Origin of the sequence: Oceanobacillus indicireducens, assembly GCF_014647195.1 — a bacterium.
GTDB classification, from domain to species: domain Bacteria; phylum Bacillota; class Bacilli; order Bacillales; family Amphibacillaceae; genus Oceanobacillus; species Oceanobacillus indicireducens.
In genome coordinates this window covers 45421-69228 of record NZ_BMOS01000011.1, presented here as the reverse complement: position 1 = coordinate 69228, position 23808 = coordinate 45421, and the positions used below count along the sequence as shown (strand labels likewise).

General features: G+C 40.1%; 19 protein-coding genes. 7 read left to right on the top strand and 12 right to left on the bottom strand.

Annotated features, from left to right (window positions below):
- Positions 1-65: 65 nt before the first annotated feature.
- The 12 genes from IEX94_RS09455 to IEX94_RS09395 form a co-directional block, all read right to left on the bottom strand.
- Entirely contained in the window at positions 66-1403 is a 1338-nt protein-coding gene (locus IEX94_RS09455) for a serine hydrolase (RefSeq protein WP_373290821.1), read from the bottom strand.
- A gap of 224 nt (positions 1404-1627) precedes the next feature.
- Positions 1628-3103: an IMP dehydrogenase gene (guaB, locus tag IEX94_RS09450; protein WP_156855323.1), complete on the bottom strand. Its 1476-nt coding sequence runs from the start codon at positions 3101-3103 to the stop codon at positions 1628-1630.
- A gap of 190 nt (positions 3104-3293) precedes the next feature.
- The gene (locus IEX94_RS09445; protein WP_156855324.1) at positions 3294-4508 is read right to left on the bottom strand and encodes a carboxylate--amine ligase; all 1215 of its coding nucleotides are present in this window, start codon (positions 4506-4508) and stop codon (positions 3294-3296) included.
- A 256-nt stretch (positions 4509-4764) separates the two neighbouring features.
- Complete coding sequence (locus tag IEX94_RS09440) at positions 4765-5874, bottom strand: HD-GYP domain-containing protein (RefSeq protein WP_188856964.1); 1110 nt, start codon at positions 5872-5874, stop codon at positions 4765-4767.
- Positions 5875-5960: 86 nt separating this feature from the next.
- The gene (gene gyrA / locus IEX94_RS09435; protein WP_188856963.1) at positions 5961-8516 is read right to left on the bottom strand and encodes a DNA gyrase subunit A; all 2556 of its coding nucleotides are present in this window, start codon (positions 8514-8516) and stop codon (positions 5961-5963) included.
- 418 nt (positions 8517-8934) lie between these two features.
- Positions 8935-10854, bottom strand: a complete 1920-nt coding sequence (gyrB, locus tag IEX94_RS09430) for a DNA topoisomerase (ATP-hydrolyzing) subunit B (protein WP_188857024.1) — start codon at positions 10852-10854, stop codon at positions 8935-8937.
- A 184-nt stretch (positions 10855-11038) separates the two neighbouring features.
- On the bottom strand, positions 11039-11305 hold the full coding sequence (gene remB, locus IEX94_RS09425; RefSeq protein ID WP_188856962.1) for an extracellular matrix regulator RemB: 267 nt from the start codon (positions 11303-11305) through the stop codon (positions 11039-11041).
- A gap of 20 nt (positions 11306-11325) precedes the next feature.
- Positions 11326-12447, bottom strand: a complete 1122-nt coding sequence (gene recF / locus IEX94_RS09420) for a DNA replication/repair protein RecF (RefSeq protein WP_188856961.1) — start codon at positions 12445-12447, stop codon at positions 11326-11328.
- Between the two features lie 5 nt (positions 12448-12452).
- The gene (gene yaaA / locus IEX94_RS09415) at positions 12453-12671 is read right to left on the bottom strand and encodes a S4 domain-containing protein YaaA (protein WP_156855361.1); all 219 of its coding nucleotides are present in this window, start codon (positions 12669-12671) and stop codon (positions 12453-12455) included.
- Between the two features lie 436 nt (positions 12672-13107).
- Entirely contained in the window at positions 13108-14244 is a 1137-nt protein-coding gene (dnaN, locus tag IEX94_RS09405; RefSeq protein ID WP_188856959.1) for a DNA polymerase III subunit beta, read from the bottom strand.
- Positions 14245-14429: 185 nt separating this feature from the next.
- Positions 14430-15776, bottom strand: coding sequence for a chromosomal replication initiator protein DnaA (gene dnaA / locus IEX94_RS09400; RefSeq protein WP_188856958.1), 1347 nt, complete (start codon positions 15774-15776; stop codon positions 14430-14432).
- Between the two features lie 277 nt (positions 15777-16053).
- On the bottom strand, positions 16054-16218 hold the full coding sequence (locus IEX94_RS09395; protein WP_188856957.1) for a hypothetical protein: 165 nt from the start codon (positions 16216-16218) through the stop codon (positions 16054-16056).
- 645 nt (positions 16219-16863) lie between these two features.
- Between IEX94_RS09395 and rpmH the strand changes: the two genes are divergently transcribed.
- The 7 genes from rpmH (at position 16864) to rsmG (ending at position 23589) form a co-directional block, all read left to right on the top strand.
- The gene (gene rpmH / locus IEX94_RS09390) at positions 16864-16998 is read left to right on the top strand and encodes a 50S ribosomal protein L34 (protein ID WP_156855331.1); all 135 of its coding nucleotides are present in this window, start codon (positions 16864-16866) and stop codon (positions 16996-16998) included.
- A 118-nt stretch (positions 16999-17116) separates the two neighbouring features.
- Positions 17117-17461, top strand: a complete 345-nt coding sequence (rnpA, locus tag IEX94_RS09385) for a ribonuclease P protein component (protein WP_156855332.1) — start codon at positions 17117-17119, stop codon at positions 17459-17461.
- An 84-nt stretch (positions 17462-17545) separates the two neighbouring features.
- Positions 17546-18325 (top strand): membrane protein insertase YidC, encoded by a 780-nt coding sequence (gene yidC, locus IEX94_RS09380; protein ID WP_188856956.1) that lies wholly within the window; start codon positions 17546-17548, stop codon positions 18323-18325.
- Positions 18322-18936: an RNA-binding cell elongation regulator Jag/EloR gene (jag, locus tag IEX94_RS09375; protein WP_156855333.1), complete on the top strand. Its 615-nt coding sequence runs from the start codon at positions 18322-18324 to the stop codon at positions 18934-18936. The genes yidC and jag overlap by 4 nt, the downstream gene beginning before the upstream one ends.
- A 256-nt stretch (positions 18937-19192) precedes the next feature.
- Positions 19193-20569, top strand: coding sequence for a tRNA uridine-5-carboxymethylaminomethyl(34) synthesis GTPase MnmE (mnmE, locus tag IEX94_RS09370; protein ID WP_188856955.1), 1377 nt, complete (start codon positions 19193-19195; stop codon positions 20567-20569).
- Positions 20570-20947: 378 nt separating this feature from the next.
- On the top strand, positions 20948-22831 hold the full coding sequence (gene mnmG / locus IEX94_RS09365) for a tRNA uridine-5-carboxymethylaminomethyl(34) synthesis enzyme MnmG (protein ID WP_156855335.1): 1884 nt from the start codon (positions 20948-20950) through the stop codon (positions 22829-22831).
- A gap of 41 nt (positions 22832-22872) precedes the next feature.
- Positions 22873-23589, top strand: coding sequence for a 16S rRNA (guanine(527)-N(7))-methyltransferase RsmG (rsmG, locus tag IEX94_RS09360; RefSeq protein WP_156855336.1), 717 nt, complete (start codon positions 22873-22875; stop codon positions 23587-23589).
- The last annotated feature ends 219 nt before the right edge of the window (positions 23590-23808 follow it).

Genomic DNA, 23808 nt, shown 5'->3' with positions numbered 1-23808 from the left:
TAAAAAAGCAAGCATGTATAACATATCCTATCCTAAATCCGCAGCTCACATACACTTTACTTCGATTAAAACAATCCTTTGATCCAATCTACTGCTGTTGTAAAGACATTACCGAAGAAGTCACCAATTGCACCTAGAGTAAGCATGAACCAGTTCGCTTTTTCAACTGCTTCATCACTAACCACGTCAACAACGACGGATTCCTGATCAAATATATAACCATGGTCGGTTGCTTCACCTTCGTAAACAAGTGTTGCGGTACCGAGTTTTTCACCCTTCTCAATTGGCGCTACAATTTCTCCGTTATCATTTAATTTCTCTTCATCGATATTGTATTCCAAACTATATAACTCTGCTTCTTCAGACTGGATTGGAATAGCAATTCCTTCACTAATTGAGACACTTACTTCTTTTTCTTTTCCTTTAGCTACAGGAAGAGTTCCTTTATCTTCCAGCTGGTGACCAGCCGGGAATAATTCTTCAGATGCGAAATTATTGAAACCATAGTCGAGTAATTTTGCTGTTTCTCTGAAGCGCTCTTCTTTTGAACCAGTCTTCATTACAACTGTAATTAGACGGGTTCCATCTCTTTCAGCTGTACCAGTGAACGTATAGCCAGCAAGATCCGTATTACCTGTCTTCAATCCGTCGACTCCTTCATAATGGAAGGATTGTAGAAATGTTGCTTCATGAGGAAGCATCCAGTTTAAGTTTTCAATCTTGTAATCTTCAAATTCCACTTCTGTCTGACTAGAAATCTCTAAAGCTTCCGGAAAATCATTGACTAAATGATAGGCAAGCTGAGCTGCAGAGCGCGCAGATAGAAGGTTACTTGCATTCGGGTCCGTTCCCTTAGGCATGTCATCTCCCAAGGAATCATTATCCAAACCTGAGCTGTTTACAAATTTATATTCGGAAAGGCCTAATTCCTCAGCCTTATCATTCATCATCTTAACAAATTCTGTTTCTGAACCTGCGATTAATTCAGCAAGTGCAATCGTTGTCGCATTATCAGAGAAGACGGCCATCGCGTTATATAAGTCGCGTACGGCATAATCTTTATCTTGTGTTAAACCAACTCCTGAAAAGAGCTCATTAGCTGAAATCTTATATGCATAATCGCTGATTTGAGTTGTTGTATCCCAGTCGATCTTTCCTTCATTGATCGCTTCAAGCACAAGATATTCCGTCATCATTTTCGTCATACTTGCTGGAGGAAGGGCAATATCTGCGTTTTTCGCATAAAGAACTTTTCCAGTACCCGCATCAACTAAGATGGCAGACTCTGCGTTTAAATCGAGGGTACTTTCTGCATGGGTTGTGAGCGGCTGTATCATGAACGATGTGATCAGTAGTACAAAGGTGAGTATTCCTGACACAGTTTTTTTAGTTACTTGAATCAACTTATTTTACCTCCAACATGATTAAAAAATTTATATTGTAGCACCTAGATATTCTATCATATTTTCATCAAAAAAAATAGACGGACCTCTGTCCTGATTTTAACATTTTTTATATCCGACCTACTTCATCCATTCTGCCTAATTTAGGATAGAAAAAAGCACCTATTTTTCTATTAGGTTTGCGTGTGACCTTCAAGAAAAATAAGTGCTTGCTTTATCAAAAGTTATTGTACCGAATAGTTCGGAGCTTCTTTTGTGATTTGCACATCGTGTGGATGGCTTTCACGGAGGCCGGCATTCGTGATCTTGACGAATTGCGCATTCTTGCGTAAGTCTTCAATCGTTGCTGTTCCACAGTAACCCATTCCAGAACGTAAACCACCGATTAATTGATGGGAAATATCCGCAAGTGCGCCTTTATAAGGGACACGTCCTTCAATTCCTTCTGGTACAAGTTTCTTCGCATCTTCCGTATCACCCTGGAAGTAGCGATCTTTGGAACCTGCTTTCATAGCGCCAAGAGACCCCATGCCACGATAAACTTTATATTTTCTGCCTTGGTAAATTTCTGTTTCACCAGGGCTTTCCGTTGTACCTGCGAACATACTGCCGAGCATTACCGCATGTGCGCCTGCCGCAATTGCTTTTACAATATCGCCGGAATATTTGATTCCACCATCGGCAATAACAGGTACATTGTATTCTTGAGCTGCTTTTGCACATTCATAAACAGCTGAAATTTGTGGTACTCCAACACCTGCTACAACTCGTGTTGTACAGATCGAACCAGGTCCAATTCCAACTTTAACAATTGATGCACCAGCTTTAATTAAAGCTACGGTTCCTTCTGCTGTTGCAACGTTCCCTGCAATAATGTCAAGATCCGGATAAGCTGCTCGCACCTTTTTCAATTGTTCCAGTACACCTTCTGAGTGACCATGAGCTGTATCAATTACAATGGCGTCAGCTCCTGCCTCCACGAGCTTCTCAATTCGGTTCATCGCATCTCCCGTTACTCCAACTGCAGCTGCTACAAGCAATCTTCCTTGAGAATCCTTCGCAGAGTTCGGAAATTCGATAACTTTCTCAATATCTTTAATCGTGATAAGACCTTTCAGTATACCATTTTCATCTACGAGTGGAAGCTTCTCAATCTTATGCTGCTGCAGTAACTTTTCTGCTTCGTTCAATGTTGTACCTACTGGAGCAGTGACAAGATTTTCACTAGTCATCACTTTAGAAATCTGGATAGAATAATCCTGGATAAAGCGCAAGTCACGGTTCGTTAAAATACCGACAAGCTTTTGCTCCTCGATATCATTCACAATCGGTACACCGGAAATACGGAATTTACCCATGAGATGTTCAGCGTCATAGACTTGATGCTCTGGTGTTAAAAAAAATGGATTCGTAATTACTCCACTCTCGGAACGTTTTACCCGGTCAACCATTTCCGCTTGTTCTTCAATGGACATATTTTTATGGATGACTCCGAAACCGCCTTGACGTGCCATTGCAATTGCCATTTCTGCTTCTGTAACAGTATCCATTCCAGCACTAATGAAAGGGGACTTCAACTTCAATGTCTCGGATAATTGTGTTCCTAGTTCCACTTCATTTGGCAGTACTTGTGAATGGGCAGGAATAAGCAGCACATCATCAAACGTTAAGCCTTCTTTCCCAAATTTATCTTCACGCATATTCGTCCTGGCCTCCTAATATATTCTTCAATCTTTCTCGTTTAGCTTAGCTATTTTTATTTACTTTACGCCAATTCTTGACGTTTTTCAACCAGTTCGAATTTAATAGGAATAGTAAGTAGATTCGAAATTCTCCCAGCTGGAATTTAGTACTATCGCTAGAAAAAATCCCCAGGGTATTCTGGGGATTTTACCATTTATTATTTTTATATTTCCGGTAATAGTTAATTTGTCTGAGCAGCATATAGAATTTACGCTTGAAGCTCTTATCCTTTTTGTAAAAGAGGGGGTTACCCCATTTTTTCTCCTTAACAAGCCGCTTAACATCTTGCTTCACTGCTTCATTTTCGACAAAGTTATTTAGCACAATCCGTGGTACAACGGAAAATAGATATTCCTCATTTAAATAAGTCGTCGGTTTTTCCTTATCATGAAGAACATCATCGACAATATATGTTGCCATATTATGTCCGAGTGCTGTTACATAATAACTGGATCGACCTTGACGGATATTGACTTCAAAGATTTTAAATTTCCCGTCGCGCTCATCATACTTTATATCGAAATTGGCAAAACCGACATAGCCAACCGTCTCTAGAAATTGCTGTAATTTCTTCATCATTTCCTCGTTGTAACGGGTAAGAACAGACGTGTAATTACCGATTGCTGTTGCCGTATGCTCTTGCAAAACAACTTGTCCAAATGTAACAAGTTCAGTCTTACTTTTCGAGTTTAAATAAAGAACTGAATCCCACATGTACGTATCGTCTCCCGGAATATAATCCTGAATAATCAGTTCATCCCGGTAACCGCTATTCTTAATCATTTGGATGACCTTATCAGTTTCTTCTGGCGTATTTACCCGATAGACCTTCTCTTGACCTGTGAACGGATGTTTATAATATTCAATTCCATTACTCGGTTTAATAATGACAGGGTATGTCATTTCTTCTGTGAACGGGCTATCGTCTTTACAGTCATAGAAGTATGTCGTCGGTGTATCAATTCCATACTCCTCGCAAAGTTTATAGAAGTTTGCTTTCTTCTGCAGCCGATTCATCAGGTCTTCGGATATATAGTTGAAACGATAATATTTCTTCAGTTCTTCTTCATTTTCAATAATCAAGCGGACGTACGCATCATTCGTACCAACGAGCACTAACGGATGATTGCGATTTTGTAAGTTTTCCGCGAGTTCTTTTAGAATCGGGACGAATCTCCCTTTATCCGTTATATCGGGGTGTATGTCAATCCGCTCTGGGATTGTACTAAAGCTTGTAAATCCCATTTCCTGTTTGCCAACAAGAATGGGATGAATATCATAGGCTTCATGGAAGGATATCGCCATATTATAGGCGTTAATATCCGTTCCAATGATGACTGGAGTAAAAGATTGATTATTCATAGTGCCTCCTGTTTCATTCGTAAAGATTATCTGTATTGGATATTAGTATTTTATAGTTTCTTATACAATAAATAAGGGCTCTAACCTACCGAAATGATTATAAATCAGTGTTTTTAGAGGATTAGGGACTCTGTTATCTACCGGGAATGCTGGCTGGATGCTACGATTTTCAGGTGATTAAACCTTCTCCATTACCACCAAGCTGCTCCACAAAGATACAATACTACCTCCGGGGATTAATCCCCGCCAAACCCACCTAATCTAAAATAATCTCCTCAATTTGTAATTCAGGATTCATCTGTAAGCTAATGATTTCACCGGTTTCATGTAATTTCACTAAAGGAGATGCAGGGTGATCGTCATCAAAGTACACAATTTCCCCTGTCTTATGATTCGTCAGGTGGACGGTTTTTCCGACGGCCCGCTTCGCCAAACTTTCAATAAAAGAGTGGACAATCTCCAGATCTAACTTTGTATAACGCTCCTGAAATAGCTCATCCAGTGCTTTAAAAATGGATTGTTTCGCTTTAAACATGCGATCACTTGTCATTGCATGATATGTATCACAAACAGCTAGTATCCGGGCAAAGGTATTGATCTGTTCATTGCGTATCCCTAGTGGATAACCGCTCCCGTCCATCCGTTCATGGTGTTGAAGAATAGCGATTTTCCCTGTTTTCGATAAGCCAGTCAAATTTTCCACCATCCGGTAAGAGTACGTCGAGTGATTTCTCATATCTTGTACTTGCTGCTCGGTCAGTGGTCCACCTTTTGTCAGGATATCAGAATCAATTCGGGTCATTCCAGCATCCGCAAGATAGCCGGCAACTCCAAGCTGAATCCATTCTCCTTTACGATAGCCTAACTCTTTTCCTAAAAATGCGGCGAGAAGACTGACAGCAACACTATGGTGATAAATATAATCTTCCGCTGCCCCATATTGATGCAGGGTGAATATTTCCATGTCTAATTCCCCAATTCGTTCAAGCAGCGGCAGAATAGATTGTCTTACCTTTACCATATCGATGGGAACACCGTTATTCCAATCTGCGAAGAATTGTTTATAATCCCGCACTACCTCCAAGTAATGGGCAGGGAAGGAGCGAGACTCTTCTGCTTCAAGGTAAATATTCCTTTCCACGGGTTTTGGCTGTTCCTTAGACTTTACATGTTCTTTCGCGATAAATGCTTCACCGTTTTCTAACCTGTTCGAGACTTCTACGGATTCAATTAGAAATTTATGTAAGACGGTGATATGTTCATTCGTTAAAATCGTACCCTCTTTCATAATCGGGTGACCAGATTTACCCTTCACATCCCGTAAAAGCACGTTACCTGCAACTAATTGGGTTGGATGTACACGCATACTCCTGCCTCCAATTTAAAATGGGAAAAGTGACTCGCCTAAAACGTATAGTTGTATCCGTTTATCCCGAGTCACTTTCAACACCGTTATTCTTCTATATCTTCATCATTTAGATCTTCATCTATTGCTGATGTTTCCGCGTTGTCGCTGTCATGGTCGATTACCGTCTCCGTTTCACCTTCTGACGAGGAGTCATCTTCTTCAATTTCCAAATCCTCTTCATCATCAATCTTAGCAACGGTCGCAACCTGCTCCTTATCTTGCAAGCGAATGAGACGAACTCCCATTGCATTTCTTCCCGTTTCGGAAATCTCTTCAACTGGGATCCGGATTAAGACACCAGCAATCGTTATGAGCATCAGGTCTTCTTCACCTGTCACTGTTTTCACCTTCACGACTTTACCAGTTTTATCCGTAATTCTGCATGTCAGGACACCTTTACCGCCACGATTAATTCTACGGTACTCTTCTTCAGGCGTCTGTTTACCGTAACCATTCTCCGTCACATGAAGAATGTTTGCACCAGGCTCAATGATTTCCATCGAGACGACTTCATCATCATCCCGTAAGGAAATACCTTTCACTCCGGCTGCTGTTCTTCCCATCGGGCGAATCTGCTCTTCTTCAAAGCGGATCAGATAACCATTTTTGGTTGCAATCATAATATCTTTCTTCCCATTAGATAAACGAACGGAAATCAGTTCATCTTCATCACGTAGATGAACAGCAATCAAACCGCCACGACGGATGTTCGCAAACATGGAAAGTGATGTACGTTTTGCAATTCCATATTTCGTCGTAAAAATAAGATACGCTTCTTTATCATACTCTTCCACCGCAATGACTGCATTGATCCATTCGTCATTTTCCACTTGCAGTAAGTTGATGATTGGAATTCCTTTTGCAGTTCGACTGAATTCAGGAATTTCATATCCTTTCAAGCGATAAACCTTTCCACGATTCGTGAAAAAGAGAATCGTATCGTGGGTCGAACAAGAGACGAGTTGTTCAACAAAGTCGTCTTCATTCGTTCCCATTCCTTGAATACCTCGGCCGCCCCGGCGTTGTGTACGATACGTCGAAGCTGGCAAGCGTTTAATGTAGCCGTGATGGGTGAGGGTGATGACGATATTTTCTTCCGGAATTAAGTCCTCATCCTCGAAAAAGCCAATCCCGCCAGCAACAATTTCTGTACGACGTTCATTACTGTAACGCTCTTTAATTTCCGTTAATTCTTCACGGATGATTTCAAGTACTTTCTCTTCATCAGCAAGGATTGCTTTCAACTCAGCAATCAGTGCGAGCAATTCATTATATTCATTTTCAATTTTTTCCCTCTCCAAGCCAGTTAAGCGCTGGAGTCGCATATCAAGAATGGCCTGGGCCTGTTTCTCTGATAAATTGAATTGTGTCATTAACCCTTCACGGGCAATTTCAGTTGTTTTCGAATTACGAATCAAGTTAATGACAGCATCAAGATTATCAAGCGCAATCCGCAACCCTTCTAAAATATGAGCACGGGCTTCTGCTTTCTTCAATTCAAAAGCAGTACGCCTTTCAATGACCTCAACCTGGTGGGTGAGATAATGCTCGAGACACTGTTTAATATTTAATATTCGCGGCTGCCCGTCGACAAGTGCTAATGTGTTCACACCAAATGTCGTTTGCAAGGCGGTAAATTTATATAAATTGTTTAAAATAACATTCGCATTGGCATCCCGGCGGATTTCCATGACAATACGCATACCTTCACGGCTTGATTCGTCACGTAAATCGGTAATGCCGTCAATTCGTTTATCACGGACAAGCTCGGCAATCTTTTCTACGAGTCTCGCTTTATTCACTTGATATGGCAATTCGGTCACGATGATTGTTGACTTGCCATTCGCATGCTCTTCAATATCAACTTTTGCTCGCATTGTAATCGAGCCTCTGCCTGTTTCATAGGCTTTACGAATACCGCTTCTGCCAATGATGATTCCCGCTGTCGGGAAGTCTGGTCCCGGTAGATATTCCATCAATTCCTCGATTGTAATCTCTTCATCCTTCGATAAAGCGAGGACTGCGTCAATTGTCTCACCTAAGTTATGAGGCGGGATATTCGTTGCCATTCCGACCGCAATCCCTGACGTTCCATTCACTAGCAAGTTAGGAAAACGGGCAGGGAAAACAGCTGGTTCCCGCTCTGAACCATCATAGTTATCTCTGAAATCAACCGTATCTTTATTCAAATCACGGACTAATTCCATTGATATTTTTGATAGTCTTGCCTCAGTATAACGCATTGCCGCAGCTTGGTCACCATCAACCGAACCAAAGTTCCCATGACCATCGACAAGCATATGACGATAGCTGAAATCCTGTGCCATCCGCACCATCGTGTCATAAACGGCAGAGTCACCATGCGGGTGATACTTACCGATTACTTCACCGACGATACGGGCGGATTTTTTATATGCTTTATCCGGGGTCATGCCTAAATCATTCATCGCATAGATGATCCTGCGGTGAACCGGCTTCATGCCGTCGCGTACATCGGGTAAAGCCCTCGATACAATAACACTCATTGAATAATCAAGGAAAGATGTCCGCATTTCCTGACTAATATTTATTTCCTGTACATTCCTGTGTTCTTCAGCCATTTCTGTTACCTCCTAGTCGGGAAAACTCATTTTCCCCGTAGAACAAAGGCGCAAGCGCCCTTGCAGGTTAAAAACGCGACGTCCTGTCGCAACACCTGCACTAGCACATCCTGTGCGTCGTAGCAACGTACAAACTGGAGCACTCCGGAATGAGATAAAGGAAACTCAGGCGACGATAGTGAGTTGATGTTGACTTTCACCACAAGGGTATAAGGGCGACTAAGCCTCACAAAGACCACTCGGCAAGTCTTCTTTATCGATTGGAGGAGTGTGAAGTTTGCTAGTTGGTGGGCGCAGAGCGGACGTGGGTAATGCCAGTGTTCATAGTTATCCACAGCACTTTGTTCTTATAGTTTTCTATCTACAGAAGAAACGAAAGAGGGGAGCAAATTGCCCCAGTCCTCTTCATTTCCAAATTCTATATATCCAAGTTTTGAACGTATTTTGCATTTTGTTCAATATAGTTCCGGCGTGGTTCTACATTATCGCCCATGAGCATATCAAAGACCTGATCCGCTTCAATCGCATCTGTCAGCTGCACTTGAAGCAAAGTGCGGTTTTCTGGATTCATCGTTGTCTCCCAAAGTTGATCTGCATCCATTTCACCCAGTCCTTTATAACGCTGGATAATTGGCTTTGGTGCTTCCGGCAGTTCAGTCAATGAGTCTTGCAATTCCTCGTCACTATAAACGTATTGCACATTTTTCCCTTGTTTAATTTGGAAAAGCGGTGGCTGTGCAATATAGATATATCCGTGATCAATTAAAGGACGCATATACCGGAAGAAGAAGGTAAGCAGCAAGGTGCGGATATGAGCACCATCCACATCAGCGTCCGTCATAATTACGATTTTATGGTAACGTGCTTTTTCAATATCGAATTCTTCACCAATTCCAGTACCAATCGCAGTAATCATCGAACGGATTTCTGCGTTGGATAAGATTCGGTCGAGTCTTGCTTTTTCCACGTTCAGAATCTTACCTCTTAGTGGCAGGATTGCTTGGAAATGTCTGTCCCTACCAGCCTTAGCAGACCCACCGGCAGAGTTCCCCTCCACGATATACAGCTCACTAATAGATGCATCTTTCGAGGAACAGTCGGCAAGTTTACCTGGTAAGTTCGAAACTTCAAGCGCACTCTTTCTTCTCGTAAGCTCTCTTGCCTTTTTCGCAGCAAGTCTTGCCCTTGAAGCCATCAGTCCTTTATCGACTATAATACGGCCAACCGTTGGATTCTCAAGGAGGAACGTTTGGAACGTTTCACTGAAAACTTGATCGGTAACTGTACGTACTTCACTATTTCCTAGCTTGGTTTTCGTTTGACCTTCAAATTGCGGGTCCGGGTGCTTGATCGACACAATTGCAGTCATTCCTTCACGAACATCGTCCCCGGTCAAGTTTGTTTCATTTTCTTTTAATAATCCGTTTCTACGGGCATATTCATTAATTACACGGGTTAAAGCAGTACGGAAACCAACTTCATGTGTTCCACCTTCATACGTATGAATATTGTTAGCGAAAGAATAAAGATTCGAGGCAAATCCGTCATTGTACTGGACCGATATTTCAACCTCAATACCTTGGGTAGAGCCATTAGCATAAAACGGTTCATGAAGTACATCCTTATTTTGGTTAATATATTCAACGTAAGAGTTAATTCCGCCTTCGTAGTAATAGCTGACAGGCTCTCTGTCTTCTCGTTTATCTTCTATTGTGATTGTAAGACCTTTATTTAAAAAGGCGAGTTCACGGAGACGCTGCTCTAATATTTCAAATTCAAATTCCGTTGTATCTGTGAAAATCTCCGGGTCTGGTGTGAAGTGGATTTCAGTTCCTTGAATCTCGGTTTCACCAACGACACCAAGTTCTTTCACGACTTTACCTTTTTCAAATTCAATAGAGTAGATTTTCCCGTCACGGTGTACGTATACTTCAAGACTACTGGAAAGAGCATTTACAACGGATGCACCAACGCCGTGGAGTCCACCGGAAACTTTATAACCGCCACCACCGAATTTACCGCCGGCATGAAGAACCGTCATAATGACTTCAACTGCTGGTCGGCCAGTTTTCTTTTGGATGTCAACGGGAATTCCACGACCGTTATCTTTTACGGTGATGCTGTTGTCTTTTTCAATGATCACTTGGATGTGGTCACAGTATCCGGCAAGGGCTTCATCGATACTGTTGTCAACAATTTCCCAGACAAGGTGGTGGAGTCCTCTTGCACTTGTGGATCCGATGTACATTCCGGGACGTTTACGAACCGCTTCGAGGCCTTCCAAGACCTGAATTTGTTCGGCGTCATAGGATTGATTATTAGATACATTTTCTTCCATAAATCTCTCACTCATTTCTATTTTAAAAGCTTACTTAAATTTATTTTGCTGTATGGTGACTTTCTTTCTAGGGTCCCCATTGGGGTTTCTCAAGGCATCGGAAATGCTCCCAGAAAAACGCTTATATACTACATCAGTTTAAAGAGAAATTATACCGTTAATACGTGATAAAAATAGCAAGATGCTAGTAATAGTCTTCCATGTGTTTGATGGTTGCTATGATGCTTGTGCGTTTTTTTAGGGTTGCTACCGATAGGGTGCTGACGTAGGTTCCTTCTGTTGTGACCATCATTGATTTCGCATGGTTAGTAGGTCCCTTTAGTGTTTTTTCCTGATTGGCATTGTCTATCATTTCTTGTAAGAGCACAGATGAGGAGATGAGCTCGTAATCAATTATTGCAATAATTGTTGAGGATTGTATGACATTCCCATTTCCTATATCAATAAACATAAGGTAAGTTAGGACCTCCTTTAGTGCTTTTCTACAGTTACAGTTCCATTTGTTACTCGGAACAATTCTGCTTCTTTCAATGTTTCATGATGAATACCATCAACGCTTGTTGTCGAAACAAAGGTCTGTACTTTTCCTTGAATGGTATTTAATAAATGGGATTGTCTAAAGTCATCCAGCTCACTTAATACATCATCTAACAGTAAAATCGGATATTCGCCGACTTCATGGTGAATCAATTCGATTTCTGCGAGTTTTAAAGAAAGGGCGGTTGTACGTTGTTGCCCTTGGGAGCCATAAGTCTGAACATCCATCCCATTCACGTAAAAGATTAAATCATCGCGGTGGGGACCAATCAGACTTGTTCCACGTTCGATTTCCTTTTCTTGTATCTCTTCGAATTTATTCTGAAAAGCCGTTTCGATTTCTTCTTCGCTATCCTGCTCAGATACATCGACACTTGCATCGTATTTAATTTCCAGCTCTTCAAGTTCTTGACTGATTTGATGATGAAGCGGTGCTGCCCATTTTCTTAACAGTTTTAAAAAGCTGAACCGTTTCGCTAAAATGATCGCAGCATGCTGGATCAACTGGTCGGTAAGGATCTCAAGCATGGTAACTTGAGTACTAGCCTGGCGCTGTAATTGTTTCAGAAGAGAATTGCGCTGTTTTAAAATTTTTTGATACTGTGCTAAATGATAAATATATGTCGCCTGGATTTGCCCGAGCTCCATATCAATAAACCGTCTGCGGGCTTGGGGAGGACCTTTTACAAGCGTCAGATCCTCGGGGGCAAACATGACGACATTGAGTGCACCAATGAAATCACTTAATCTGCGTTGCTCCAGATGATTTAGTTTTGCTTTCTTTCCCTTCGTCGAGATAATCATCTCAAGGGGAAGGACCTGACTTTTCTTTTTTACTCTACCTTCTATTTTAGCATATTCTTTGTCCCATTGAATAAGTTCTTTTTCCTTCGTTGTCCGGTGAGACTTTGTAAAGGCTAGACAATAGATTGCTTCCATGAGATTTGTCTTGCCTTGGGCATTCTCCCCGATAATGACATTGACCTTATCATCAAATGTAAGGGTGAGCTCATCATAATTTCTAAAGTTTTTAAGGACTAGCTGTTCGATATGCATGCAATCTAGTCCTCGGCACTTACGATATAAGCATTTCCTTCGATTTCGACCGTGTCACCTGGATACAGTTTCCGGCCGCGGCGATGTTCCAATTCTCCGTTTACATTAGCCCCGACATCTTTTAGATAAGCTTTGACCATCCCGCCGGATTCAAGGATATTAAGAACTTTAATCAACTGACCAAGCGTTATATATTCCGTTGTTATGTTTACTTTTTCCTGCATATCATTCATCACCATGTTTTCTTTTCGTCTTATGGGAAAAAATGGAATAGTATTTCCTGTAAAAGACTTGTTAGTTTTAGTATTTACCGTTAAAAACTCTATAAACCTATTTTACTAAAGTTTTCACCATTTTGAAAGGTAATCCACTGGGGAGGGGCAAAAACTTCTCAAAATGGCTTATTTTTTGTTTTAAATTGAACAAAGGTGCGGGTGTCTATCCAGGTACAAACTTATTTTTCTTCAGCTGATGTTGACTTTCTTCACGAAGATTATAAATATCACTAAGCTTTACATAGACGTTCGGCAAATTTTCCATTGAAGGATTATAAAGTTCGGTACTGCGCAAAGCTTGTATCATCACTTGCGCTTTTGTTCAAGTTAGAAAAAACTCTTATCCACATGTGGATAAGAGTTTTTTCACTTAGTCTTTATGAAATTAATAGGTCCGGACTGGTAAAATTAATTGTAAAATCGAGTCATCTTCTTTTGGAATGATTACAAATGGGCGCATAGCTCCAGTAAAGTCGATAATCACTTCATCATATTCCATTGATTTTAGTGCGTCCATCATATATTTCGAGCTGAAAGAGATCTTCAATTCTTCTCCTTCAATCGTTTCTACAACAATTTCCTCATGAACATTTCCTACTTCCGGTGAGTTACTTGTAATTTCTACAATGGAACTTCCTTGTGTTGTAAGTTTAACGACATTATTTCTTTCTTCTCTTGCAAGTAGAGAAGCTCTATCGATTGTATTTAATAATTCTTTTGTATTCACGGCGATTCTTGTTTTTCTTTCTTCTGGGATAAGTCGGGAAGTTTCCGGATAATTTCCATCAAGCAAACGAGAGAGGAAACTTAAATGCTTCGTCCTGAAAAGAATTTGGTTATTCGTTACATTGATTTCAACGGTCTCTTCGGTATCATCCAAGATTTTATTTAATTCATTTAAACTTTTTCCAGGTACAACCACATTATGAAACTCAACTTCAGCCGCTTCAATAGCTGTTTTTCGCATTGCTAAGCGGTGACTGTCTGTTGCCGTGAAAGTAAGTTCATTATTCTCTAATTTAATATTTACACCAGTTAATATTGGACGTGTTTCCATCGTTGATACAGCAAATACAGTCTGTTTGATCATATTTTTAAATAAAGGAATCGGCATTTCAAAACTTGTCTCTGCTTCAAGTCTTGGAAGATGCGGATATTCTTCTGCATTTTGACCAACAAGCGTAAATTCTGATTTACCTGAACTGATTTTTACTTGATAGTTTTCTTCTACAATGAAGTCTACTGTATCTTGTGGTAATTTCCTTACAATATCAGGGAAATATCTCGCTTGAAGCACAATTATTCCAGGTTCAATGTTTTCAACATTTACATTTCCATTTTCTTCACTAGGAATAAAAGATTCGATCGAAATATCGGAATCACTTCCTGTTAATGTAATACCGTGAATGCTTGCTTCAATTTTCATTCCAGAAAGAATTGGAATGACAGGTCGTGCAGAGATTGCTTTCATTACATCTTGAACAGCAGTTATTAATAAATCTCGTTTGATTGTAAATTTCATGAATTTATCCTCCTAGCGGAAGTTCTCTCTATATATATTATTTATTATAAAAAACAGTAATAATAGTAATAAGGCCTGTTGATATGTGGATAAGTATCTTGATATCTTGTTTCGTATAGTTTTGCACATGTTGACAATCTGTTTATAATTGTGAAAGCTTATAAACAGTATACACAGGTATCCCGTTAAATTGATTTGATCGTTTCTATTATTTCATCGATTTCTTGACTGAAAGAAGTATCATCTGCAATCATTTTTGAAATCTTTTCATGGGCATGTATAACAGTTGTATGATCACGCCCCCCAAACTCGTCTCCAATTTTCGGTAAAGAAAGATCAGTCATTTCTCTTGAGAGATACATGGCAATTTGCCTTGGAAAAGCGATTGATTTTGTCCGTTTCTTCGCAGCAAAGTCTTCCATACGAATGTTATATTTCCTTGAAACGATTTCTTGAATTCCTTCTACGGTAATTTCTTTTGGCTTATTGCTAGGAATAATATCTTTCAATGCTTCTGCGGCAAGGGCTGCATCAATATCTTGATTGACAAGAGAAGAATAGGCAACGACACGTATCAATGCACCTTCTAATTCACGGATGTTCGTATTGATTTGATTTGCAATATAAAGCATGACTTCGTTCGGTATTTCAAGCCCTTCTGCTTTTGCCTTTTTATTTAGAATTGCGATTCTCGTCTCGAGATCCGGTGGGGTTATATCTGTTATGAGGCCCCATTCAAAGCGGGAACGCAACCTGTCTTCCAATGTCGGAATTTCTTTCGGTGGACGGTCACTAGAGATGATAATTTGCTTACTTTCTTCATGTAATGCATTAAACGTATGGAAAAATTCTTCTTGAGTTGATTCTTTTCCAGCAATAAATTGAATATCATCTATTAATAGGACATCAATATTTCGATATTTATTGCGGAAGGCATTCGATTTATTATCCATGATTGCATTGATGAATTCGTTCGTGAATTTCTCAGAAGTGACATAGGCAACCTTCGCATCAGGATTATGCTCTCTTACATAGTGGCCAATTGCATGCATTAAATGGGTTTTCCCAAGCCCAACTCCACCGTATATAAACAGCGGGTTATAAGCTTTCGCAGGAGCTTCAGCTACAGCTAGGGAAGCAGCATGCGCGAACCGGTTCCCAGCTCCAATTACAAATGTATCAAATGTATACTTTTCATTCAGCATGGAGTTAGGAAAGTCATTGTGGTTCGAAGGTGAAGTTGATTCTTGTCTTGTTTGTTTAGCTTCTTCTGCAGGTGGTGAAGGATCAGGAATAATGAACTTTGTTTCAAGTCTTGATCCAGTTACTTCTTCCAACACTTCATTAATGACATTCGTATATTGGTTTTCTAGCCAATCTCTCGCAAATTCATTCGGTGCAGATACAATCAAAGTTGTCTGGTTTAGCTCTACGGCTTCTGTATTTTTCAACCATGTATCAAAACTTGGCTTACTGACCTTTTCTTCAATTTTTTCTAACGCAGCTTGCCACAGCTCTTCAATATTTTCCAATTGGGAATTCACTCCTTTCTGAGTTGATAGGTTATATAGTAGTAGATTTTGTAGACAGGTTAAAATAGCCTCCCTTAATTGCCAAACTGGCAGTAAAAAAAGGAGGTGAATGCCAATCTTTTTAGATACATAGGAAACTAAAAGATATAATGGCTGTGGGTAACTTAGATATCCAGAGCTAGCCACGTCCGCTCTGCGCCCAGCAACTATCAAACTTCACACTCCTCCAATCGATAAAGAAGACTTGCCGAGTGGTCTTTGTGAGGGTTAGTCGCCGTTATACCCTTGTGGTGAAGTTCAACGTCCACTCAGAGAGAAAAGGAAGGCCGACTAAGAACGGGCCAAGTCCCAACATCGGCATACCCCTAAAGGGGCATGTTTCCTTTATCTCATTCCGGTAAAGGGGAAGTCCGATTAAATTCGCCCCGTCCTGGGGCAACATCGAACTACCTCCTATCCTAGGAGGCACAGTTTGTACGTTGCTACGACGCACAGGATGTGCTAGTGCAGGTGTTGCGACAGGACGTCGCGTTTTTAACCTGCAAGGGCGCTTGCGCCTTTGTTCTAAAAAAGCCTGTGGATGAATGAATATGTAGTCCTTAAAGTTTAGCATGATTTATAAACTATATCCACAATTCTGTGGAAAAAATAATAAAGAAGCTGTGAATGACTATCCACAAAGATATCCACAGCCTGTGAATAAAAAATAAGTGTAATTAGTTTTCCACAGAAGAAAACATAATAATAATACCAAATAAAAACTAATGGTGCAATGGGTTTTCGATAGTTATCCACATAACTCCCTGCATGTTTATAAAAAAGTATCAACATGCGTTTATCATGTGAGTAAATTGTCGATAGTCGTCGAATAATCTGGTTGGTTGAAAATCAAGGGTGTGTATAAGTTGTTGGTAGGTTATAAATGCGGTTTTTTGTGTTATATAACAAGTGGAAATGAAGTGAGGAAGAGCGTGAAAAATTTAATGTTGACATGAGGTATATGTATTACGTATAATTAGTAAGACCGTCTACTGGATTAGTTAAAAATTAAACTTTAGATATTAGAATCCCTAGGGAGGTGCAGTAAATGAAAAGAACATACCAACCAAGTAACCGTAAGCGTAAAAAAGTACATGGCTTCCGTGCACGTATGGCTACAAAAAATGGACGTAAAGTTTTAGCACGTCGCCGTCGCAAAGGAAGAAAAGTATTATCCGCATAAGCCACTGACAAATCAGTGGTTTTTTTATTAGAAAAGTGGAAGCGCTCGTTTAAGGACTTCCTTAAAAGAGTGCTTCATAAATATAAGACAAGCTAGAGAGCAATAAAGGTGAAGTGTAATGAAAAAAGCATATCGGATTAAAAAAAATAACGAATTTCAATACATATTCAAGCACGGAAAATCATTCGCAAACCGTCAGCTTGTCATTTATTATGCCGAAAAACCGGGACAAGAACACTTTCGGATTGGCCTATCTGTCGGGAAAAAAATCGGTAATGCCGTGAAAAGAAATCAGATTAAACGCTATTTGCGCCAAGCCTTCCATGAACTGGAAGCAGACATTAAACCGACAGTAGATATGGTCATTATTGCGAGGCAACCTACGAAAAATATGGGCTTCTATGAAATGAAGAAAAGTTTAAGCCATTTATTATATAAGCAGCGACTTTTGAAAAATAAATAAAAAACAAGTTAAACATAGAATCTTATTCGCAATTAGGATAAAATAGCAAATAGAGTTTCACGTACATGCTAAGGAGGAAAAATGTTGCGCAAAAAATATATACTGCTATTTGCCATGATTGGACTTGCGTTGATGCTTGCAGGCTGTAATGAAATCGATCAACCAATCACTGCAGAAAGTGAAGGAATTTGGAACACGATTTTTGTATATCCGCTTTCATGGGTCATCATAAAATTAGCTGAAATCTTCAATAATAGTTATGGTCTTTCAATTATTATCGTTACTATATTAATTCGTCTATTAATTTTACCATTAAGTATAAAACAAATAAAAAGTTCAAAAGCAATGCAGGAAATTCAACCGAAATTGCAAGAGCTGCAGAAAAAATACAGTTCAAAAGATGCTAACACCCAACAAAAATTACAGCAGGAAACGATGGAGCTGTTCCAGCGAAATGGTGTGAATCCGCTGGCAGGGTGTTTACCAATTTTTGTTCAAATGCCAGTCTTAATTGCGATGTTCCATGCAATCAGACGGACAACAGAAATCAGTCAGTACAATTTCTTATGGTTCGAACTCGGTTCACCAGACTATGTTTTACCATTTCTCGTTGCTGGATTCACATTCCTCCAGCAAAAGATAATGATGTCAACAAATACAGCAGCATCGCAGAATCCACAAATGGCGATGCAAATGAATTTAATGCTTTATATGATGCCAATCATGATTGGTGTTATGTCGTTCTTCTTCCCAGCAGCACTTGCGCTATACTGGGTAACAGGTAATATCTTTATGGTTTTACAAACATTACTAATCAATAAACCAATGATGACGAATACCGATACTGGAGGAGACAAAAAGTGAGAGAAATAACTGCTAGCGGTTCAACAGTTGAAGAAGCTGTACAATCAGCTCTACAGCAGTTAGACACGACTGAGGACCGTGTTGAAATTGAGATTATCGATGAAGGTAGAAAAGGAATTCTTGGTTTAATTGGAGCAAAGCCGGCAATCGTTAAAGTTAAGGTAAAACTAGATCCAATTAAGGAAACGGAGAATTTCTTGAAAGAAGTTACAAGAAATATGAATGTTAACGTTGAAATTACATCAACGGTAGAAGAGAATCATGTAACTTTCCAAATGGATGGCGAAAATATCGCAATTCTCATTGGGAAACGCGGACAAACACTCAATGCCTTACAGTATTTAGCTCATCTTGCAATCAATAAACAGAAAGAAACATATTATACCGTAACCTTGGATGCGGAAGGGTACCGAGAGCGCAGACGCGAAACGCTTGAATCGCTCGCCCATAAAATGGCGGATAAAGCGAAACGCTTAAATAAAAAAGTCGCACTCGAACCGATGCCAGCTTTTGAAAGAAAAATCATTCATAGCGCACTCCAAGAATCAGATGGCATCACAACCTATTCCGATGGACAGGAACCACACCGGCATATTGTGATCAAACCATAAATAAATAAACCTGCAATCACCCTTGAAAACAGGGTGATTTTTTTATGCCTTAAAAATTGGGACATGGGGTCAGAGCATTTGTCCCAATTTGATTATCCACATGTGGATAGTATGCAATAACTTCAAAGCGTTATCATCCAAGAAAAGTTGATGTGGATAACTTTATTTTCTTGGTGATTTGTGTTATTCTTTTTTGTTAGTGACGTTTACTAGATAGTGCACTAATTTAATGATAAAACTAGTTGGAGGTGTAGCAATGACGACAGATACAATTACTGCGATTTCAACACCAATTGGAGAAGGTGCAATTGCGATCGTGCGTTTGAGCGGGCCGGAAGCAATCACCATCACAAATGAACTTTTTACAGGTAAGGATCTTCGTGAGATAGCAACCCATACAATTAATTATGGGAGAATTGTCGACCCTGACACGCGCGACATTGTAGATGAAGTAATGGTTTCTGTTATGCGGGCACCGAAAACTTTTACGCGTGAAGATATAGTAGAAATCAATTGCCATGGTGGAATGGTAGCAGTTAATAAAGTATTAGATATTATATTGTCAAAAGGAGCACGTCTGGCAGAGCCTGGGGAATTTACAAAACGTGCTTTTCTTAATGGAAGAATAGATTTATCGCAAGCGGAAGCTGTCATGGACTTGATCCGCGCGAAAACAGATAAAGCAATGTCTGTTGCAGTGAAGCAAATGGACGGGAGATTATCGAAACTGATTACTGAATTACGTCAGGAACTTCTCGAAACCGTTGCTCATGTGGAAGTAAATATCGATTATCCGGAATATGATGATGTTGAAGAGATGAGTCATGAAATGATGCGGACGAATTCAAGAGAAGTCCACAAGCGGATCAATGAGCTGCTTGAAGTGGCCAATCAAGGGAAAATACTCCGTGAAGGGATTGCTACTGCGATCATAGGCCGTCCAAACGTTGGAAAATCCTCTTTGATGAATACCCTCGTTCAGGAAAATAAAGCAATTGTCACCGATGTTCCAGGAACAACTCGTGATATAATTGAAGAATATGTGAATGTCCGCGGTGTACCGCTTCGTCTCGTTGATACTGCAGGTATTAGAGAGACAGAAGATATTGTTGAAAAAATCGGTGTCGAGCGTTCCCGTCAAGTATTGCAAGAATCGGATTTAATCCTTTTCGTATTAAACTTCAATGAAGAGTTAACAGAAGAGGATATGAAATTATTCGAAACGGTACAAGGACTTGATTATATTGTAATCGTCAATAAGACCGATTTGGAACAAAAAGTTGACCTCGAAAAGGTGAAGGAATTAGCAGGAGACCGTCCAGTAATTACGACTTCTTTAGTAGTGGAAGAAGGAGTAGATAAGTTAGAAAAAGCAATTGCGTCAACCTTTTTCGAAGGTGAAATCGATACAGGCGATATGACTTATGTCTCCAATATTCGCCATATCCAGCTCCTTAAGCAAGCAAAGCAGGCGCTTGAGGATGCCATGGAAGGAATTGAACTAGGAATGCCACTTGATATTGTTCAGATTGATGTAACGAGAACGTGGGAGATTTTAGGTGAAATTGTTGGAGATACAGCAAGCGACAGTCTCATCGACCAGTTGTTTTCTCAATTCTGTTTAGGAAAATAAAACCTTGTTTAGAGGATAGTATAAAAATCATATAAATGTTCAATTGTGGATGAAAATATTTTAGGCCACGTCCAGTTCCAGCGCCCAGCGACTAGCGAGACTTCCTTCACCTCATGACGCGATAATTCAACATCAGCTCGAAACTAAAGGAAGGCCGCTTAATTACGGGCTAAAGCTCAACAGACCCCTAAAGGGGCATGTTTCCTTTATCTCGTACGGGTAAAATAGGAAGTCCGTACGTCGCTACGACGCACAGGATGTGCTAGTGCAAACGCTCTTCGGTGGGACGAGTAATCGCAGTCCCAGGCGTTGCGAAACGAATCGCGTTTTTAGCCTGCAAGGGCGCTTCCACTTTTGAGCATAGAAAGGGTGAATGAAATGAGTTTTAACGCAGGAAATTACGATATAATCGTTGTTGGGGCAGGCCATGCCGGGGTTGAAGCGGCAGTTGCTGCAGCAAAAAGAGGCGCAAAAACGCTGATGCTAACTCTTAATATTGATATGCTTGCATTTATGCCATGTAATCCTTCCATCGGCGGACCGGCAAAAGGGATTGTTGTTCGCGAAATAGATGCCCTCGGTGGTGTCATGGGGAAGGTAATTGATAAAGCATCCATTCAAATGCGAATGTTAAATACAAGAAAAGGACCTGCTGTACAAGCTTTACGGGCACAAGCTGACAAAACCGTCTACATGAAGGAAATGAGAAAACTGGTAGAGAATCAGGAAAACTTAACCCTTCGTCAAGGAATGGTTGATTCACTAATCATTGAGGACGGTATTTGTAAAGGTGTTGTGACGGAAACGGAAGCGGAATACCGTGCTGAAGCAGTTATCATTACAACAGGAACTTTTATGCGCGGAAAAGTATTAATGGGTCATTTGGAATATGAAAGTGGTCCAAATAATCAGCGTGTTTCCGTGAATCTTTCCGAAAATCTGGAGGAACTTGGTTTTAAACTGAAGCGATTCAAAACAGGTACCCCTCCACGGGTAAATAGTCATACGATTGATTACTCGAAAACGGAAATTCAACCAGGAGATGAGAATCCGCGTAATTTCTCTTATGAAACAACGACGAAAATTATCGACCAGCTACCATGCTGGTTAACACACACGAATGAAAACACACATGGAATCATTAACAATAATTTAGGACTTTCCTCCATGTATTCTGGTGTGAAGCGAGGGACAGGTGCACGTTATTGTCCATCGATCGAGGATAAAATTGTCCGTTTTGACGATAAACCCCGTCATCAAATTTTCCTTGAACCTGAAGGAAGAGATACGGAAGAAGTTTATGTTCAAGGGTTATCGACTTCTCTACCGGAAAACATTCAGTATGAAATGATTAAAACAATCCCAGGACTGGAGAAAGCAGAAATTATGCGTCCAGGCTATGCAATTGAGTATGATGTCGTCACACCAACACAATTATGGCCGACACTTGAAACGAAGAGCATCCCAGGTCTCTTTACCGCTGGGCAAATTAACGGTACATCCGGATATGAAGAGGCGGCTGGTCAAGGAATAATGGCAGGAATTAACGCTGCTTCAAAGGTCCTTGGAAAAGAACCCGTTATTCTTGACCGTTCGCAGGGCTATATCGGTGTACTTATTGACGACCTCGTAACAAAAGGGACGAATGAACCATACCGTTTATTAACATCCCGTGCCGAATATCGCTTGCTTCTCCGTCATGACAATGCGGATATGAGATTAACAGAAATCGGTTATGAAATCGGCTTGATCTCTGAAGAACGCTATAACAAATTAATGGAAAAGAAACGACTCGTAAAAGAAGAGCTGAAACGATTGAAAAAAATTATTATTAAACCAGAACAAGCGAATCATCTACTTGAGACAATCCATTCAACACCATTAAAAGATGCAACAAATGCATATGACTTGTTGAAACGTCCGGAAGTAAACTATAACTTTATCGATCAAATAATTGAATCGAACGAGGCATTAGATGAAGAAGCACGTGAACAGGTCTATATTCGGATCAAATATGAAGGATATATTAAAAAGTCGAACGAACAAGTCGAGCGAATGATGAAGATGGAAGATAAGAAAATCCCTGAGGATATCGATTATGACGAAATCAATGGCCTTGCTTCAGAAGCGAAAGAGAAGCTGAAGAGAATTCGGCCATTATCAGTTGGGCAAGCATCCCGGATATCCGGCGTAAACCCAGCCGACATTTCAATTTTGCTTGTTTATATTGAACAAGGGAATATAGCAAGAGTTGCTAACTAAACAAGCACGTTAACACGAGTGTAAAGGAGCGTAATCTTTAGATGAATCCAGAACAGTTTCGACAAGCACTCTCGGAGCAGGGGATTGAATTAACCGCTGAACAGATGAATCAATTCGCTATTTATTACGAAACCTTGGTGGAATGGAATGAAAAAGTGAACCTTACAGCAATTACCGCTGAAGAGGAGGTTTATTTGAAGCATTTTTATGATTCAATTACTCCTGCATTCTATCAAGATTTTTCCGGTGAACAAACAATTTGCGATATAGGTGCTGGAGCGGGATTTCCCAGCATTCCATTAAAAATTTGCTTCCCGCAATTGAAAGTAACAATCGTGGATTCCTTACAAAAACGAATTGTCTTCCTGAATCATCTTGCTACTGCGCTAGATCTTGAAGGCGTATCTTTTTACCATGATCGCGCAGAGAGTTTCGGGAAGAATGCAAAGTTCCGGGAGAATTATGATATTGTAACGGCCCGCGCTGTTGCAAGAATGTCCGTATTAAGTGAACTTTGCTTACCACTAGTGAAGAAAAACGGTATATTCGTTGCTTTAAAAGGAGCTCAGGCTGAAGAGGAACTCGAAATTGCAAAAAATGCAATTGAATTATTCGGTGGCAAAACAATTGATCAAAAAACGTTCACATTGCCACAAGAAGATAGCGAAAGAACAATCTATTGGATTGAAAAACGTAGAAAAACACCGAAGAAATATCCACGCAAACCTGGCACACCGAATAAAAATCCAATCGAATAAAACTTTTGCCCGCTGATGAACATTAGTGGGCAATTCTTTTTTTCCAGATAGGGATACGGTTAGATTGTACTTTATTAATGGAACACGTATAAATATTACGAAATAGGTCCTTTTATTACGTAATTATGGTAGAATATTAGAAGATAGAGAGATCAGAGACTCATAGAGTAAGATAAAATGTTTCACGTGGAACATTTTAACATCATGCACTAATTTAGC